Below are 17640 nucleotides of genomic sequence, written 5' to 3' on the forward strand. Positions count from 1 at the left end.
AACATCATTTTGCTTGCTCACAGATATGGATACTTTGCCCGGTTATGCTACTATTTCCACTCTCAGGGACAGGTAGTATTTTATTGTTAAGATTATGTTCAAAAACAGTTTCTTTTTTAAACTAATAAGGCGCAAAGAGAAAAATAGCGCCGGAAGCAACTGCGCTAAAACCACATTTCATCGTAGCCACTATATAAAAAAGCACCCTGAAGGTGATGATATCTGGGGGACAAAAGTGGGCGGCAAACTGATGCTGGGCAAACTGGAAAACGTGAAGAAAAGCATCGATTACTGGTACGACACGAAAGTTATTGTTCCGCCTGCTCATTTTGACTCTATCCCCGGCAGACCAACAGACCGCAAGATAGTTGAGTATAAAGGCTTTAAAATCATTAATGACAAAGGCGGAGAAAGAGACTGGTATGTTACCTACAAAGGCAAATTGCTGAAAGGCTCAAAAGCAGCGATTGAAAAAAGAATCGACACTGCAATCCAGCGTGCCCAGGCAAGAAGAGATGCCAAGATCAACCAATCAATCGAAATGGCCCTGAGCAAAGATAAAAAAGAAAAAGAAACAACAGCCGCATAGCAACATATCACTCCGGATTTAAACCAAAGGTGAACCGTAACCTGCAACCTGCAACCTGCAACCTGCAACCCATCCTATAAAAAAGCCCTGAACAATATCAGGGCCTTAAAATTCTTATTTTACAAGCTTCTTGAAAAACTTCTTCACGCTTGATTGCTTCTTCTGCTTTTGCGGCTTACCGTAAAGCGCTTCATGAATCATTTCTTTCGCAACAAGATTACTAACGTAAACGGCACCGATATCGTTACCCATGACAAACCTCACAAATATGTAATTTATTTACTTTCTGATTGTGATTATAGTCACATAAATACCATTTGCAAGCGTTTGATCACACTTTTCTGTAATTTAATTACATTTCGGTTACTGCTAGATCTTAACCCTTTTCGCTAAATCAGATCTGCTACCGAAAATCCGGTTATCAATTAATGGGTTATAGCGATATAGTGTGTTTATACGGCTGGAAACAAGAAGTAATTTGTATGTCTAAAACAACGGTATCTTTAGTTTTGGGAAGTGGCGGCGCTCGCGGGCTTACCCATATTGGCATTATTCATTGGCTGGAAGAGAACAACTTTCAGATCAAATCCATCTCTGGCTGCTCTGCCGGGGCGCTGATTGGTGGCATCTACGCTGCAGGTAAAATGGATGAGTTTGAACAGTGGGTGACGGCGATAGATAAAGTCGCAATGGCAAAGCTGCTTGATATTTCCTGGCAGTCCAGCGGACTATTCAAAGGCGATAAGATAATAAATACTCTGGTTGATCTTATTGGCGATGTGATGATTGAAGACTTACCCATACCATACACAGCCGTAGCAACCAATGTTGATGAAGAAAAAGAGGTCTGGATTAACAGCGGTAAGCTGTTTGATGCAATCCGGGCATCCATATCACTGCCTCTGTTTTTTACGCCTTACGTTATTGAAGGAGAAAACCTGATAGACGGAGGCGTACTTAACCCTGTGCCTATTGCACCGACATTTGGTGATAAAACCGATCTGACACTTGCGGTAAATCTGGGGGGTGACTTAATTAAAAGTGCACCAAGAAACCTCTCTCGCCAGCTTCACCCAAATCATTCCATTCAGGACAGGATCAGCAAATATATCGATAAGGTTCAGGGCAGCGTTCTGGACTCACTAAATATCAACTTTGCAGCTTTTGATATAGCAAACCAGGCATTCGATGCCATGCAGGGAACGATAGCCAGACAAAAACTGGCGGCCTATCCACCGGATAAAATTATCGATATTCCGCAGAATTTATGTGGAACACTTGAATTTGATCGCGCCGAAGAGATGATTGAATACGGTTATAACGCAGCTCGTCTGGCGTTTAAATAACCAGTTTAATAGGCTGGCAACAGAGGTTGTCAGCTAAATTCAGCCGCCGGCCGGTGAGTCCTATATCTGACGATGATTACCGTTTCGATAAGCAGAATTGCCGTTAGCATTATTCTTCCGTGGGCAGAATCCAGTACAAACAGAACTGTCAGGCCAATAGACAACCAGCTAAAAATCAGAATCTTCCATTTTTCTGCAACGGTTAAGCCTATTTTTAACTTGATTCTTCTCACTGTTTCGCCAAGGTAGCGGTTGTTCTCAAGCCAAAGCTGAAATTCAGGCGAGCCTTTGCTAAAGCAGTAGAGCGCCAGCAGAATAAACGGAACCGTTGGCAACAGGGGTAAAAAAACGCCCAGAAAGCCAAGCGCTGTCGCGGTCCACCCCACCAGATTTAAAGCAAACTTCTTCACAGTCCCGTCTTCCTGATAATCATTCTCGTTTAATAATACTTGTTATTGTCCGTTTTCTCAATTATCCAGACCAATTTCATAATTTAAACTATGAGCATTTATTGCCTGACATATTTAATTTAAGTCATCTGCTTATACTTAGATTACAAATCTCTGTCTATACTTAAGTAAATTGGTTCACACGGAGCGAACATGTATATGTCATTCATGGAAGGCTTTAATATTTCAGAGCTAATTATTGCACTTTGTATCGTCTTTGCTAGTTTCATATTCCGGGTTGCCGAGAGTCAGCGCTGGGCAATTTATCTATTCAGAGCATTTTTCATTCTGACGCTCACTTGCCTGCTTATCCTGAGCAAAACAGGCGAAATATCCGTTGCAGATAATCTCTATCTGATAGAAATCACATCCGGAGTTCTGATCACGCTTTTAAGCCTGGGTTTATCAGCAAGAAGCCAGGCATGGCTGTTTTTTAAAATTCAGCTCATATTGTTCGCTCTCTATTTTGTCTACATTTTCGCCTTCGCCTTCAACCAGTATGCTCCTTATACCTATATCGCTCTTACCAACCTTATCGGTTTAGGCGCCATGTCCCGCAGAAAAGAGACAAATACCGCAGACTTTCTGCTGGCTTCAGTCATTGGTGCCTGGACCATCTTTATCTGTTCACAAATCAATGCGATACCAGAAGGAATTACCAGACCGGAATTTTTCGAAAACCACTTTATCGATCTGACAAATTACGCCTACGCCTATCTGGTTGGCCTGGCACTGTTTATGGCGGTGAGTTGTCAGTACGATGTCATTTACGATATGGAGGCTTTCCAGCAGGAAGTGGATGAAAACCTGAGCATAGACAGACTCACCGGCCTGTATAACCGCCGGGGTTTCCTCAGCCAAATGACATCTAAAGTGCTGGCCGAAAAGGTCAACCGCACCTATTTGCTGTTAGTCGATATGGATTACTTTAAAAAGCTGAACGTGCGCTACGGCCACGATGCCTGTGACTCAGCTATTAAGCAGGTCGCAGTCATCATAGAGAAGTTCGCAGATGACGAAGCCTCAATTATTGCCCGCTTCGATGGCGATGTGTTTATCTTCTGTGCCACAAACCGCTCCTTTGAGCAGTCTCTGGAACTGGCAGAAAAAATACGGGCAGAGATAGAAAAAACACCACTGCACTTTAAAGGTGAAGACATCAACATGACTGCCAGCCTTGGTGTGCGGGAGTATGATTTTGAAAAATCTATCGATGAAAATATTTATGATGCAGATGCCTGCCTCTACCTGGCAAAAGCCAACGGCCGGAATCAGGTAAAAACGGCGAGTTAGTGTTTTACGTACTTTTTATAGATTGCATCATACCTGTCACTGGCTTTCAGGGTATCCAATGCATCCTGCCAGATGCGCACCACGCTATCAGGCGTATCTTTTGAGAAGGCAAGATACAGCTCTGAATCATACAGCTTCACATCGGTTTTACGTAAGCGGGATATATCAATGCCCGCTTTTTTTGCCATTTCCGGCATCACCAGTTCGCTCATGACTGTTGCTGCCACTCTGCCGGACTCAACCATTTGCAGGGAAACCAGTTGATCATTGTTTGGGTACAGATTTTGGAAACCAAGAGATTCAAGATAGGTATGGTCAGCATTACCCCTGCCAACACTGATACTGTCCATCTTTTTTAAATCGTCAAGATCATAAGGAGGTCTAGGATGATCTTTGCGGGTGTAGAAATACACGCCACTACTGACTATCGGGCCGACCCATTTCACCGTATCTTCTCTTTCCGGACGGCGGGCAACGATAAACAGAGCGGTATCAGAATGGTTCTGAACATAGTAAAGGCCTCTCTGAAACGGCATCATTTCAAAGGCCTTGGGATGTTGCACCGTATTCATCAACTCCCGGACAATCTCAACGGCAAAGCCCTTAAACTCTCCTCCTTCTTCATAGCTAAAAGGCATAATAAAATGCGTAAGAAAGCGAAAAGTATGAGCATTTTGGGCGTAACTCACTGGCAAATAAAAGAGTAAACAGAGCGCCAGTACAACAAGTTTCCGCATAGAGATCTCCTTAATTCAAGATCCGGTGGCTTGTTAAGAAATTCACATCAAAACAAGCTTATTACACCAAAATGTCACCATGAAATCACAGATAAAGCTCTCATTTATTGTATAACACATGCAATAACTTAACATCACTGACACAAACTAATTACAACCAACTCTACAGCGAGATGAAAGAAGAGCCCTGCCTTCGCAGGGATGACAAAAATAATAAAGCCCGCTGGTTACAGCGGGCTTTCATCGAACAAAGCAGAGCTTTACTTAAACATCATAAGTTGTAGAAGCAGTATCACCACCTGTTCCGGTCCAGTTTGTATGGAAGAACTGACCGCGAGGCTGATCCACGCGCTCATAGGTGTGCGCGCCAAAGTAATCACGCTGAGCTTGCAGCAGATTCGCTGGCAGGCGTGATGTGGTATAACCATCAAGGAAAGTCAGCGCTGAAGTCATGGTTGGCATTGGCAGGCCAATTTCCATCGCCTTCGCCGCAACTTTACGCCATGACGGCATAGCGGTTTTCAGAATATCCTTGAAGTATGGATCTGAACCCAGGAACTGGATATCCGGGTTGTTGACATAAGCGTCACGGATATTCCCCAGGAAAGCACTGCGGATAATACAGCCGCCACGCCACATCAGAGCCACGCTGCCATAATTCAGGTCCCAGCCGTTCTCTTCAGAAGCTTCGCGGATCAGCATAAAGCCCTGAGCATAGGAGATGATCTTAGAAGCAAGCAGCGCATGGCGCACCGCTTCAACCCACTCCTTCTTATCGCCTCCCACTTTAGCAATGGTATGACCGAACTCTTTTTCCGCTTCAATACGCTGCTCTTTCAGAGAAGAGAGGCAACGGGCAAAAACAGACTCAGTGATCAGCGTCAGCGGGATACCTAAATCCAGCGCATTGATGCCTGTCCATTTACCGGTACCCTTCTGACCTGCTGTGTCCATGATCTTCTCAGCCAGAGGCTCACCGTCTTCATCTTTGTAGCCGAGAATATCAGTGGTGATGTCGATCAGATAGCTGTCCAGCTCGGTGGATTTCCACTCTTCAAAGATGCTCTGCATCTCGTCATACGAAAGTCCCAGACCTTCTTTCATAAAGTGGTACGCTTCACTGATTAGCTGCATATCACCGTATTCGATGCCGTTGTGAACCATTTTCACAAAGTGGCCTGAGCCGTCTTTACCCACCCAGTCACAACAGGCTTCACCTTCATCGGTTTTTGCTGAGATAGCCTGGAAAATTGGTTTCACATGCGGCCATGCTTCCGGAGAGCCGCCCGGCATAATGGAAGGGCCAAAACGTGCGCCTTCTTCACCGCCGGAAACACCGGTACCAATATAGTGAATACCTTTCTCTTTAAGTGCCACAACACGACGGTTTGTATCCGGATAGTTAGAGTTACCGCCATCAATAATAATGTCGCCTTCGTCCAGCAGCGGAACCAGTGCATCGATAAAGTGGTCTACCACTTCACCGGCACGAACCATCAGCATCACTTTACGGGGCGCTTCAAGCTTAGCAACCAGATCTTCCATCGAAGTTGCGCCGATGATGTTAGTGCCTTTTGCCGGTCCTTCAAGAAACTCTTCAACTTTAGATACGGTGCGGTTAAACGCCACTACTTTAAAGCCGTTGTCATTCATATTCAGAATAAGGTTTTGCCCCATTACAGCCAAACCGATTACGCCGATATCACCTTTCATCATTATTCTCCTTTCGACAGCAGTTTTGCTGCCTGTGAATCTAAATACCACTCGGTTTGACCGTGAGTGGACTGAATTTTTGCCGCAGGATAGCTAAGCTCACCTGCTTCTTTTTGTTGGATTTCCTGCAGAACCTCCGCTTTGCTTTCACCAAGCACAAGGTAGGTGATGCGATCAGCGTTCTGCAAAAGCCTTGCGGTTTTAGACACTCGTTTCTGACCACTTTCAGGATGGTTGGCTACCACTGAAAGATTTGCATCGTCAAAGTCGGTCTGATTCGGGAACAGAGAGGCGGTATGCCCGTCGGTACCCATGCCCAAAAGAATCCAGTCAAAGGCCGGTAAGCCGTTTTTGTGTCCAATCACAGAATCCATCTCTTGTGCAAAACGCTTTGCCTCTTGATCCGGCTCATCTTCGCCACGGATTCTGTGAATGTTTTCCGGAGCAATTTCGATATTGCTGAACAGCAACTGGTGGGCTTCACCATAATTACTTTCCGTATCTTCCGGGGCAACACAGCGCTCGTCGCCCCACCAGAAATGCAGATTATTCCACTGAACTTCTGTGTTATATGGCGCCTGTGCCAGCGTTTTAAACAGAAGCTTGGGAGTACTGCCGCCGGAAAGTGAGATATGTACCGCCCTTCCCTCTTTGCTCAGGCTAAGCAGTGTTTCAGCCAGTGAGTTCACCACCTGCTGCGGTGTTTCAAATAATTGATAGTTCATTTTTATTACAGCTCGCAATAATCAGTATTAGTCAGGTTCTTACAAGGGAAGCGCCAGTCCCGGCCATCGTTATTCAGAAGGTCATCGGCTTCCTTTGGCCCCCAGGTTCCGGCTGCATAGCCGTACAGGTGGTCGCAATTGTCTTTGTAGTCAAGGATCGGCTGAACAAACTCCCAGCACGCTTTTACCGCATCAGTACGGGCAAATAGCGTTGCGTCAGACTTCATGCAGTCCAGAAGCAGTCGTTCGTATGCCGTCAGCATGTTGCTTTCCTGAAGATCCTGATAGTGGAAATCCATTGAAACTTCCTGCGCTTCAAATCCTGCGCCCGGCTTTTTCAGGCCGAAGCCAAGCAGTATGCCTTCATCCGGCTGTATGCGGATAATCAGTTTGTTTTCAGGAGCGTTGCGACCAAACACCGGATGCGGCGTCTTCTTAAAATGGATGACCACTTCTGTCACCCGGGTAGGAAGCCGCTTACCGGTGCGCACGTAAAACGGCACGCCATTCCAGCGCCAGTTATCGATAAACATCTTCAGGCCGACATAGGTTTCCGTGCGCGAGTCGTCAGCAACGCCGTTCTCTTCACGATAACCCGGCAGACTCTCACCTCGTACATGAGACGCGGTGTACTGACCAAGTACCAGATTCTTATCCAGATCTTCTTCAGACAGCGGCCTGAAACACTGCATAACTTTGACAGATTCATCACGCATTGAGTTGGCGTTAATCACCGAAGGCGGTTCCATAGCGACCATCGCCAGCACCTGAAGCAGGTGGTTCTGGAACATATCGCGCAGCGCACCTGAGTTATCATAGTAACCACCGCGCTCTTCTACCCCGAGAAACTCTGAATTGGTAATTTCTACATGGTCAATATATCTGTGGTTCCACAGCGGCTCGAACATAGCATTGGAGAATCGCAGCACCAGAAGGTTCTGTACGGTTTCTTTACCGAGATAGTGGTCAATACGGTAAATCTGATGCTCTTCAAAACTGGCGTGGATCTTCTTATCCAGTTCGATGGCTGACTCTAAGTCGTATCCGAACGGCTTTTCAACAATCAGATTCTTCCAGCCATCTTTTTCTTCGTTAAGCCCATGCGCGGCAAGGCATTCCGGGATCACCCCGTAAAGACTCGGAGGCGTTGAAAGATAATAAACCGCATTACCTTTGGTGTGATGCAGATGCTTCAGCTCCTCAAGGCGGTCTTTCAGTACTGAGTATTCCGCTTTATCTGAGGTGTTAAGCGACTGGTAGTAGATGTGGTTGATAAAGGTTTCAACCACGCTCTCATCGACTTTTTCATTTTCGATAAGGGCCTTTCTCATCTTGTCCCGGAAAGATTGGTCACTAAATTCTGTACGGCTTACGCCCAGAACCGCGAAATCTTCAGGTAACAGACCGTTTTCAAACAGATGATAAAACGCCGGAATCAGCTTTCGGTGCGTCAGGTCACCTGAAGCACCGAAAATAACAATGGTGTTATTTTCCGGTTTAGCCATATTTCCTATATTTTCCATAGTTATTTTTACCTTAGGGCAGTGCATCTTTCGCATTATTGAAGTTTTAGACGACATTCTTCACGCGTTGTTATACTTTAAGTTACCGGTAACATATGTCAACTAAGATTTTAGCAATTCAGTATTGCATTTTAGAACATAATAATAGGATAAAAGTTCAGCAGGAAGGTGGCTATCCCTATTATTTTCATAGAGATAACCTATCAATAAGCATTTCGGAGATCGATTTAGAGCAAATAGAGTTTAACAACCAGAAAAAAAACCATACTGATCACTGTGGTCAGCAGCACATTTTTGGTTTTCCAGACAAGAAGAACCGCTAAGGCAGCCCCAAGCAGGTATGGGTTAGTGGTTTCTATTGCCAATTCACCATCCTGAACAAATACGATAGGCGCCCAGATAGCGGTTAGAATTGCCGGACTTGAAAAGGACAGCAGGCGCTGTGCTTTGTCATTCAGACGCAAAGGCAGTTTTGGCTCCAGAAACAGATAACGGCTAAAAAAGACCAGGCCAGCCATTGCCAGAATCGATAACATAATCATGACTGCGCCCTCTTATTAATAAACGAGTCGCAGGCATAACCACTGAGCATCCCCAAAATACTTGAGATCATCAGGCTACCTTCAACACCCTGAAGTTCAAGCACAACGGAAAGCACAAGAGCCACGGCAGCGGATACCAGAACCGGAACATTTTTTAGAATGGGAACAACAAGTGCGATAAAGGTGGCCGCGACTGCAAACTCCAGTCCGTACTGCTCCAGATTTGGGATCTGACTGCCGGCGATAATCCCGACTAAGGTGGCGATATTCCATACCAGATAGAAACTAAAGCCTGCGCCAAAGGCGTACCAGACCTTAAACCTGTCCGGAGACTGGTTACCGACAATGGCAAACAGTTCGTCGGTCAGTAAAAAGCCAAGAATTAAGCGCCACTTTAGCGGAAGAGGCGCTATCTTACTTCGCATGGAAACGCTGTATAAGAAGTGCCTGGAGGTAATAAAAAAGGTGGTAAGCAGCATGGTCGAAAGCCCGACTCCGGCTTTAAACATACCGACAGCCACAAGCTGGGCAGATCCGGCAAAGATAATGGCTGATAACGCCTGCCCTTCAAATGGAGACAGACCAACATCCATGGCAAATGAACCCACCAGAAAACCCCAGGGAATAACGGCAACGGAAAGCGGCGTTATAGCAAGTACCCCTTTCCAGAATAACTTCCTGTTTAACATTAAATTACAACCTTAGCCTACTTCAGGGATTTCAATCAGAGATTCAAACTTAGGATTGCCCCGAAGAAGCTCAAAGTCCGGCTCTTCGGCAGCCAGCTCTTTGATAGAGGCACTGGCTTCGATTGATTTTTGCAGATCGTAGATAGCCTGCTCTTCGGCTCCCAAACGGGAATAGGCACAGGCACGCTGATAAAGTGCGTGTGCGTTGTTATCGTCCACTTCGAGTACCCGGTTACACAGGCTCATCGCCCAGTGGTACTCACGCATTTCCATTGCAGCATCCGCTTTATAGGTAAGCGCTTCAAGATCGCCAGGACGAATCTTCAGGATCTCATCAAAAATTTCCATTTTCTGCTCAGCCGTCTGTGCATTCTGAGCGCGAAGCCAGAGGTTGTGAACTTCGTTGATAATCTCGATTTCACGGTTGTTTTCAGAGATGATCCGCGTTTTACGTTTCAGATCCCGCTCCAGCGCAAGGAATTTTTTCTCATATTCCTTGGTGATTTTATCCAGACGCTGGTCTGCCATCTCTTTGGTGTTCTGTTTGATATCCTTTAGCGACTGCCAGCCAATTAAAGCAACCAGTGAAGCCACACCGGCAATGATGTAGAAGAAATAGGTAACAGTTACATTGGCGTAGTTCAGAGACTTGTCTGCTACCTCAAGCTCACGGTCAACAATCTGAACCGTTAACTTACGCTCCAAATCCTGCTGCTCCTGACGCAGAGCCTTTAACTCATCCAGTATGTAGCGCTCTACCAGAGGACGATCAAGAATATCGGATTCAGAGTACTTTTCTTCGGCAAAGACAGAACAGGAGATAAGAAGAGTAAAGAGTAATACGCTGAATTTCTTAAACATAGCGGAAACCAATAACAACAAGGGGGAATAACCACATACATTATTGCGGAATACTCCCCCGTGCAAGAAAAATCAGAGTGGTATCACAAAGAAATATCCTGCCACTGCCCTCCCAGCAGAACCCGCTGTGTTTTATAACCGGCAGAAACCAGTAATTCTCTGCAATATTCATGATGCACGCCAAGATGTTTCGGTGCGTGAGCATCGGCATTTATCTGCATTGGTATGCCACGGTTAAAGGCTTCTTTTATCATCCAGAGCGGTGGATAAACATCGTCGGTTGCCCCTCTTAGCATGCCACCAAAATTCACTTCCATAATCACACCGGATTTAGCTACCTCATCCAGCGTTGAGACAGCCACATCTTTATACCATGGCGCAGACTCATCAAAGAATGGCCTTCTCAGATTATGCTTTTTAATCAAATCAAAATGACCAAGGATATCGAAGCCGCCTTCTGCACACAGGTCCGCAATTCGTTGATAATAGTCTTCTATCATCTGACGGACATTGCCCTGATAAACATCATTAATCAGCGCATCCAGCTCTTCATCCGGGCCGTCAACACTTAGCATGGGAAACCTGTCATCCGGAGGCGCAATGGCGTGAACCGAACCGATTTTATAATCCAGGTTTAATTCATCCCAGCGCGGATCCGCCGGGTAAATTGAATCTTTCAGGTAGTCAATTTCCAGCCCGAGATAAACCTCGATATCCGTTTGAGCTTTTAATGCGCAGATGGCTTTTACGTACTCCTCCAGCCTTTCTGGCTGTAGCGTAAAGTCATTCTCAAACGGTAATGGCGCATGAGAACTAAAGCCTATCGCTTTGAAACCGAGCTCTTTTGCACGACTAAGCATCTCTTCAGGGCTTCCCTTTCCGTCACAAAAATGGCAATGGGTATGATAATTGGTGAGCAGCATAAGTAATTCCGTTTAGTATTCTGAAAACGAGTATAACAAAACCAATTAAAACTGAGACACAAAAAAACCGCCCGAAGGCGGTTTCTTATCAAAAACTTAGGCTTTACGCAGTTTTAACTTCGCGCTGCGTTTCAGTCTCGTTGTAAAGGGTCTCATCAAGCTCACCCTCACTTTTCGCAACAAGAACAGAAACCGCCATATCGCCACATACGTTTACTGTTGTACGCGCCATATCCAGCACCCGGTCGATACCGGCAACAATTGCCAGACCTTCAATTGGCAGACCAACCGTCGTCAGTACCAGAGAAAGCATGATCAGACCTGCACCAGGAACACCAGCGGTACCGATAGAAGCCAGAGTCGCTGTCAGAACAATCGTAATGTAGTCTGAAGTTTCCAGATCAACACCGAACGCCTGAGCAATAAACAGTGCACAAACACCCTGGTAAAGTGCAGTACCGTCCATGTTGATGGTTGCGCCAAGCGGAAGTACAAAGCTTGAAACACCCTTAGATACGCCAAGTTCTTCGCGAGCTGCTTTAATTGTCGCAGGAAGCGTACCTGAACTACTTGTTGTAGTAAACGCAACCGCTGCAGGGTTTGTCAGGCCTTTAAGGTAACGAACCGGATTCAGACGTCCAAGCGTGCTAACCACACCGCTGTAGAAGATAGCAATGTGAATCACTGCGCCAAGGTAGACAACCGCAATTACTTTGATAAGTGGCAGCAATACATCAAGGCCGTATTTGCCCGCAACCCACGCCATCAGGCCAAATACACCAAACGGAGCAAGCTTCATAACAAGCTCAGTCAGCTTGTACATAGCTTCCGCCAGTGCTTCAAAAACTTTAACAGCAGGTTCTGCTTTTTCACCAACCATAACCAGTGAGATACCAAGACCAACAGCAAACACAATAATCTGAAGGATATTACCTGCAGCCAGTGCTCCTACCGGGTTCTTAGGAATCATATTCAGCAGTGTCTGAATCAGAGCCGGCGCTTCTTTACCTGCGGCATCAGGGTTTGAAGCAACCATGTTCAGGCCTTCACCCGGTGTCAGAACTGCAGCCAGTGTCAGACCTATGGTGATAGCAACAGCCGTTGTGCCCATATAAAGAACCACAGCTTTTGCACCAATACGTCCCATTTTCTTAGTATCTTTCATTGACGTGATACCCACGATCAATGAACAGAAGATAAGCGGTACGATCAGCATCTTAATTGCGTTAATAAACAGGGTACCTATCGGTTTTAGTATTTCCGCATCCGGGCCCATAACCGAACCTGCGATAACACCTAAAATCATCCCGATAAGGATCTTCTTCCATAGCTCCAGACGCCCCCACGCGCCCTTTGCCGATTGATTGTTATTTTCCATTGTAAATCTCGTATAAAAATGTGTGTTGCAACAAAAAAGTGTCAACAAAAAGTCGAACTACGAATAACACCACAAATAGACTTGCAGGTAAACATGCTGATGTAAAAATATAGACAAACGATTAAATTCTATGCGCGTAGTAAAACAGCAGAATATATAACAACATTTCGATAATTTTTCAGACACATTATGCTCACCAAATAACCACAATCATGATGCGGGACAATCATAGCAATTCGGCGCATTTATCCCCTAAATCCCTCCATAGATCACACAAACCTGAATAAAAACAGCCAGTTTTACTGATAAATTTGATTTACATCTATAACATGGCTATGGTTTTTCTACGGTTTGTATTGAACATGAAGTTCGATATGTGAACTCACGCCGTAACGGATAATACCAATACCAGTAATTAGCTATTCAGTGGTTGCCGGGATTGGTATAAGCTCAAAATATAGAAAAGGAAGTACTATGACTCGATTTAAATCCCTGATTACCGCAACAACGGCATCTCTGCTTCTTGGCGCTTCAAGCTTTGCTTCTGCAGCTGATTCATTTGTTACCATAGGTACTGGTGGCGTAACAGGCGTTTACTATCCAACAGGTGGTGCTATCTGTCGTCTGGTAAACAAATCGAAGAAAGAACACGGCATCCGCTGCTCTGTTGAGAGTACCGGAGGCTCAATTTACAACATTAATACTATCCGCGCAGGCGAACTTGACCTTGGTATCGCTCAGTCTGACTGGCAGTACCATGCATACAACGGAACAAGCAAGTTCGAAGAGGCAGGCGCATTTAAAGACCTTCGTGCAGTATTCTCTGTACACCCTGAACCATTCACCATTGTTGCCCGCGCAGATGCCGGTATCAAAACTTTTGAAGATCTGAAAGGCAAGCGTGTAAACATTGGTAACCCTGGCTCTGGCCAGCGCGGTACAATGGAAGTACTGATGGATGCATATGGCTGGACCAGAGATGACTTTAAACTGGTATCTGAATTAAAAGCATCAGAGCAGTCTAAAGCGCTATGTGATAACAAAATCGATGCTATGGTTTATACCGTTGGTCACCCAAGTGGCGCAATCAAAGAAGCAACCACTTCTTGTGACAGCGTAATGGTTTCAGTAAACGGTCCAATCGTAGACAAACTGATTGCTGACAACAGCTACTACCGTACAGCAACGGTTCCTGGCGGCATGTACAAAGGTAACCCTGATGACACTGCTACTTTCGGTGTTGGCGCGACATTTGTTTCTTCGACTAACGTTCCTGAAAACACGGTTTACAACATCGTAAAAGCGGTATTTGAAAACTTCGATACTTTCAGAAAACTGCACCCGGCGTTTTCTAACCTGAAGAAAGAGCAAATGGCTAACGACGGCCTTTCCGCTCCTCTTCACCCAGGTGCGCTGAAGTATTATAAAGAAGCGGGTCTGGTTAAGTAATTAGCTGGCTTACCAAAAATTTACACCCGGTCATTCTTCGGAACGCCGGGTGTTTTTGTATTTGGGTATAGGGTTATAGGGCTATGAGGATGGGGGGTTATACCAATACCAGATAATTGCTGGGATTGGTATTAGAGCATCTCTTTTACGATTTGGTGCAGCAGGAAGGTTTCGCGCTCTATGCTCATTCCCTTTTTTGGGCTTTCTGCAATTGTCTTTTCGTTGTGAGCTATTGCTTCATGGATGTTCATCCATACCGGGCGCATGCCATTTTTAACTTCGTGTTCTTCGAAGGCGGTCTGTCCCAACTCTCTGTCGATTTTGCAGGTGTAGCAGTAAGAGATCATATGCATCACATCTGCCTGGTCTTTATACCAGGGACGAAACTCTTCATAGATGCCATAAGGTTTAATGTAGTGAATATTCGCAGCACCCGTCTCTTCTTCTAACTCGCGCACCATACCGGCAATCACATCTTCACCATCGTCTAAACCACCTCCCGGTAATGAGTAGTCGTGGTATCTTTCTGTATACAACAACAGAATATCCTCGCCATCCACTGCAATTGCACGGGTTGCGTTTCTTTTTACAATGATCTTGTCGTCCAGGTGGCCTATCTCGCTATGAACGCTTGTTTTCAGGTGTCTCATAATACTTCACTAAACAAATATAACGGGCGCATATTAATACCTTATTCATCAATAAGCTAACAAATGCTGATACTCAGATATAAATTTTTCTAAAAATTAGGCAAAACTTGACCTTTCCTGAACAGAATTCAGTAAATCAGTCCTACACTTAGAACTATTCTAAGGCGCTAAAAAGGTAGATAAAAATGCGTAAATTAAATCTGTTGCTGGTTTTAGGGGTTATTGCCATTTTTGCCGGATGCTCATCTGAGCCTGACAAGTATGACGTGGAAAACTACGATGAAATCTCAGACCCTGCCCTGCTTTACTGTGTCAAACAAGGTGGCAAGTTAATCTCTTCCTCTGAACATGGCGTGCGCAAAAAACAGTGTCAGTTTTCCGAAAATGAAAAGTACGACGTATACGATTACTACCAGAAGAGCATGCAAAGCAGTCAGCAGTAAAATTGAGCAAATTTAAAAACTGATTTCTCCGCATAAGCGGGGAAATCAGAATGATTTTACACTGTAAAGAGAACCTTGCTCAGAACTAAAATTCCAGCTTATACCCGACACCATAAATGGATTTTATGAAGTCGCATTCGGCACTGACTTCTATCATCTTTTTACGCAGATTCTTCACATGACTGTCTATGGTTCTGTCGGTAACCACCCTTCCGTCTTCATAAATCCGGTTCATCAACTGATCCCGGCTAAAAATCTGTCCCTGATGTTTATGTAAATGATTGAGCAAACGAAACTCTGCCGGAGTCAGCGACAGTTTCTGACCACCAACCTTTGCCACCATGCTGAGCTCGTCCACAAGAATTGGCGCCTCATCCTTTTGAGTCTGCGCTGAACCTTTGCCGCTCCGGCGCAGAATATTCCGGGCCCGGACCACCACTTCGCGTGGACTGTATGGCTTGCAGATATAATCATCGGCTCCCAGCTCAAGACCCAGTAAGCGGTCTATCTCTTCCACTTTAGCCGTTGCCATCACTACCGGCACATCGCTGAAGGTCCTCAGCTCACGGTAAATATCCAGCCCATCCCGGCCGGGAAGCATTAAATCTAATATGATTAATTCCGGTGAATGACTTTTCACCCAGTCGATAACCTGCAAGCCATTTTCAATATGATGAGTAGTAAAACCCGAATGTTCCAGGTACTCACAAAGCACCAGCCCTAACGAAGGCTCATCTTCCACAACCAGTATCATTTTATTCTCTTCACTCATGATATTTCTTTGTTTTTGGTAAGGTTATACAAATTCGCAGCCCACCCAGCGGGGCATGCTCAGCACAAATGGTCCCCTGGTGTGCTTTCACAATATTCTGACAGATGGACAGGCCCAGACCAGAGCCACCATGATTTCGGCTTCTTGATTTGTCCACCCGGTAAAGCCGTTCAAACAGTTTGGGCAATGACGCATCAGGCACTCCGGGAAAACTGTCTTCAAAAGTAAGCGCAATGACATCCGGTTTGTCTTTCAAACGCACTATCGCATGTCCCTTTGGCGCTGTATAGCGGTAACTGTTCTCAAGAAGATTGGTAAAAAGCTGGTTCAGCGACTTTTCGTCTCCCAGAATTTTGCTCAGCTTACCCGGTTCCATATCCAGCGTGACACCAATCTCCTTTTGTCTGAATCTGGCTTCACTGTGAAATACAGCAGATTTCAGAATATCAGCCACATCAACACTTGTGTCTGTTTCAATCACACTTCCCACATCAGAAACCGACAACTGATGGAGATCCCCCACCAGCTTACCCAACATAACCACCTGCTGGTGCAACGAGTTGATGTATTTTGGTTCGGCCAGTCTTATACCATCCTGAATCGCTTCTAACTCACTTCTTAAAACCGCTATTGGCGTTCTTAACTCATGAGAAATATCAGACAACCATTGCGCACGGGATTCCTTTTGATTCTTTAGCGACTCCACCACCCGGTTAAAAGTACGAATCAGATCAGAAAGTTCATCTGTACCACGGGTCTCGATACGAAAATCCAGCTCACCTTTTTCAATTCTCTGTGTACCTTCAGACAGAAGCGACAAAGGCTTAAGAAAATGCCTGACAAGAAGAAACGCTATGCCAAAGGCGAAAAGAATCGTGATTGAGGCACTAAAAAAGACACTCTCTGTCTGCTGCTCATAGAAACTGGCCACCAGCTCATCTGACAAACCGCTATTTTGCACAATAGAAATGTAGCCGATAACCTGCTGGTTCTTAGTAATCTCAACCTTATTTAGCTTAAGATCCTTTTCTCTCACCTGCAGGTTTTCTTCCAAACCTAAGATTGAACGTCCATCGCTATCAAGCAGATTAATTCTTAAGCCAAGGGGAGCAAAAGCCGTTTGCGGGAAGTGTTCTGCCACATGCTCTCCGGGAGTTACCGGCCGTTCACCACGCCTTCCCATCCCTGCCGGAGGAGGCATCTCTCCGATGCCGTCAATCAGCCCCGCCCAAAGATGGGGTGACTGAGAAATGCGGACCCAACCATAGGTATCAGAGTAATAAACCTTAACTCTTTCGGCCAAAGCCTCTGCCTGAGAAACTTCTTTGTTGTTAAGGTAGTTCTGCAGCCCTTTTTCAAAATTGGAGTTTATCATCAATGTCATTACCGTCAGCATGACAATGCAAACCATAAGTATGGAGAGAAACAATTTGGTGAAAATTGAGAGTCGCACTTTACCTTTCGAACCCGGAAACAGAACTGGACAAGATACAACTTTAGAACAACAGTGTGCAGGAAATATGGAGAATACTTGCTAAACCCTGGCAGAACCCATATA

Annotated in this window: 19 protein-coding genes; 5 read left to right on the forward strand and 14 right to left on the reverse strand. The window is 45.3% G+C overall.

What is annotated here, in order from left to right:
* The first annotated feature begins 94 nt into the window (after positions 1 to 94).
* Entirely contained in the window at positions 95 to 589 is a 495-nt protein-coding gene (locus tag L3Q72_RS16475; RefSeq protein WP_275133251.1) for a DUF3319 domain-containing protein, read from the forward strand.
* Between the two features lie 114 nt (positions 590 to 703).
* Here L3Q72_RS16475 and L3Q72_RS16480 read toward each other — a convergent pair whose 3' ends face one another.
* A complete protein-coding gene (locus L3Q72_RS16480; protein WP_275133252.1) occupies positions 704 to 841 on the reverse strand; it encodes a hypothetical protein in 138 nt (45 codons plus the stop codon).
* A 230-nt stretch (positions 842 to 1071) separates the two neighbouring features.
* Between L3Q72_RS16480 and L3Q72_RS16485 the strand changes: the two genes are divergently transcribed.
* Positions 1072 to 1935, forward strand: coding sequence for a patatin-like phospholipase family protein (locus L3Q72_RS16485; protein ID WP_275133253.1), 864 nt, complete (start codon positions 1072 to 1074; stop codon positions 1933 to 1935).
* A 29-nt stretch (positions 1936 to 1964) separates the two neighbouring features.
* Here the strand turns inward: L3Q72_RS16485 and L3Q72_RS16490 are convergent, their stop codons facing one another.
* Positions 1965 to 2345, reverse strand: a complete 381-nt coding sequence (locus L3Q72_RS16490) for a YbaN family protein (protein WP_275133254.1) — start codon at positions 2343 to 2345, stop codon at positions 1965 to 1967.
* A gap of 192 nt (positions 2346 to 2537) precedes the next feature.
* Between L3Q72_RS16490 and L3Q72_RS16495 the strand changes: the two genes are divergently transcribed.
* The gene (locus L3Q72_RS16495) at positions 2538 to 3677 is read left to right on the forward strand and encodes a GGDEF domain-containing protein (RefSeq protein ID WP_275133255.1); all 1140 of its coding nucleotides are present in this window, start codon (positions 2538 to 2540) and stop codon (positions 3675 to 3677) included.
* On the opposite strand, the gene L3Q72_RS16500 is transcribed toward L3Q72_RS16495, so the two are convergent.
* The 9 genes from L3Q72_RS16500 to L3Q72_RS16540 form a co-directional block, all read right to left on the reverse strand.
* Positions 3674 to 4414, reverse strand: coding sequence for a transporter substrate-binding domain-containing protein (locus L3Q72_RS16500; RefSeq protein ID WP_275133256.1), 741 nt, complete (start codon positions 4412 to 4414; stop codon positions 3674 to 3676). The genes L3Q72_RS16495 and L3Q72_RS16500 overlap by 4 nt on opposite strands.
* Positions 4415 to 4678: 264 nt before the next feature.
* Entirely contained in the window at positions 4679 to 6127 is a 1449-nt protein-coding gene (gene gnd / locus L3Q72_RS16505; RefSeq protein ID WP_275133746.1) for a decarboxylating NADP(+)-dependent phosphogluconate dehydrogenase, read from the reverse strand.
* A 2-nt stretch (positions 6128 to 6129) separates the two neighbouring features.
* Positions 6130 to 6852 (reverse strand): 6-phosphogluconolactonase, encoded by a 723-nt coding sequence (gene pgl, locus L3Q72_RS16510; RefSeq protein ID WP_275133257.1) that lies wholly within the window; start codon positions 6850 to 6852, stop codon positions 6130 to 6132.
* Between the two features lie 5 nt (positions 6853 to 6857).
* The gene (gene zwf / locus L3Q72_RS16515; protein ID WP_275133747.1) at positions 6858 to 8357 is read right to left on the reverse strand and encodes a glucose-6-phosphate dehydrogenase; all 1500 of its coding nucleotides are present in this window, start codon (positions 8355 to 8357) and stop codon (positions 6858 to 6860) included.
* A gap of 245 nt (positions 8358 to 8602) precedes the next feature.
* Positions 8603 to 8917: an AzlD domain-containing protein gene (locus L3Q72_RS16520; protein WP_275133258.1), complete on the reverse strand. Its 315-nt coding sequence runs from the start codon at positions 8915 to 8917 to the stop codon at positions 8603 to 8605.
* Positions 8914 to 9606, reverse strand: a complete 693-nt coding sequence (locus tag L3Q72_RS16525; protein WP_275133259.1) for an AzlC family ABC transporter permease — start codon at positions 9604 to 9606, stop codon at positions 8914 to 8916. Before L3Q72_RS16525 ends, L3Q72_RS16520 begins: the two co-directional genes overlap by 4 nt.
* A 12-nt stretch (positions 9607 to 9618) precedes the next feature.
* Positions 9619 to 10467, reverse strand: a complete 849-nt coding sequence (locus L3Q72_RS16530; protein WP_275133260.1) for an alkyl sulfatase dimerization domain-containing protein — start codon at positions 10465 to 10467, stop codon at positions 9619 to 9621.
* Between the two features lie 83 nt (positions 10468 to 10550).
* Complete coding sequence (locus L3Q72_RS16535) at positions 10551 to 11390, reverse strand: histidinol-phosphatase (RefSeq protein ID WP_275133261.1); 840 nt, start codon at positions 11388 to 11390, stop codon at positions 10551 to 10553.
* Between the two features lie 103 nt (positions 11391 to 11493).
* Entirely contained in the window at positions 11494 to 12768 is a 1275-nt protein-coding gene (locus L3Q72_RS16540; RefSeq protein WP_275133262.1) for a dicarboxylate/amino acid:cation symporter, read from the reverse strand.
* A 474-nt stretch (positions 12769 to 13242) separates the two neighbouring features.
* Between L3Q72_RS16540 and L3Q72_RS16545 the strand changes: the two genes are divergently transcribed.
* On the forward strand, positions 13243 to 14217 hold the full coding sequence (locus L3Q72_RS16545; RefSeq protein ID WP_275133263.1) for a TAXI family TRAP transporter solute-binding subunit: 975 nt from the start codon (positions 13243 to 13245) through the stop codon (positions 14215 to 14217).
* Between the two features lie 131 nt (positions 14218 to 14348).
* Here the strand turns inward: L3Q72_RS16545 and L3Q72_RS16550 are convergent, their stop codons facing one another.
* On the reverse strand, positions 14349 to 14867 hold the full coding sequence (locus L3Q72_RS16550; RefSeq protein WP_275133264.1) for an NUDIX hydrolase: 519 nt from the start codon (positions 14865 to 14867) through the stop codon (positions 14349 to 14351).
* Between the two features lie 185 nt (positions 14868 to 15052).
* On the opposite strand from L3Q72_RS16550, the gene L3Q72_RS16555 reads away from it, so the two are divergent.
* A complete protein-coding gene (locus L3Q72_RS16555; protein ID WP_275133265.1) occupies positions 15053 to 15310 on the forward strand; it encodes a DUF333 domain-containing protein in 258 nt (85 codons plus the stop codon).
* Positions 15311 to 15395: 85 nt separating this feature from the next.
* On the opposite strand, the gene L3Q72_RS16560 is transcribed toward L3Q72_RS16555, so the two are convergent.
* Together L3Q72_RS16560 and L3Q72_RS16565 are read right to left on the reverse strand one after the other, a co-directional pair.
* A complete protein-coding gene (locus tag L3Q72_RS16560; RefSeq protein ID WP_342752180.1) occupies positions 15396 to 16064 on the reverse strand; it encodes a response regulator in 669 nt (222 codons plus the stop codon).
* Positions 16065 to 16074: 10 nt separating this feature from the next.
* A complete protein-coding gene (locus L3Q72_RS16565; protein ID WP_275133267.1) occupies positions 16075 to 17457 on the reverse strand; it encodes an ATP-binding protein in 1383 nt (460 codons plus the stop codon).
* Between the last annotated feature and the right edge of the window lie 183 nt (positions 17458 to 17640).

Source organism: Vibrio sp. JC009 (assembly GCF_029016485.1).
GTDB lineage: Bacteria > Pseudomonadota > Gammaproteobacteria > Enterobacterales > Vibrionaceae > Vibrio.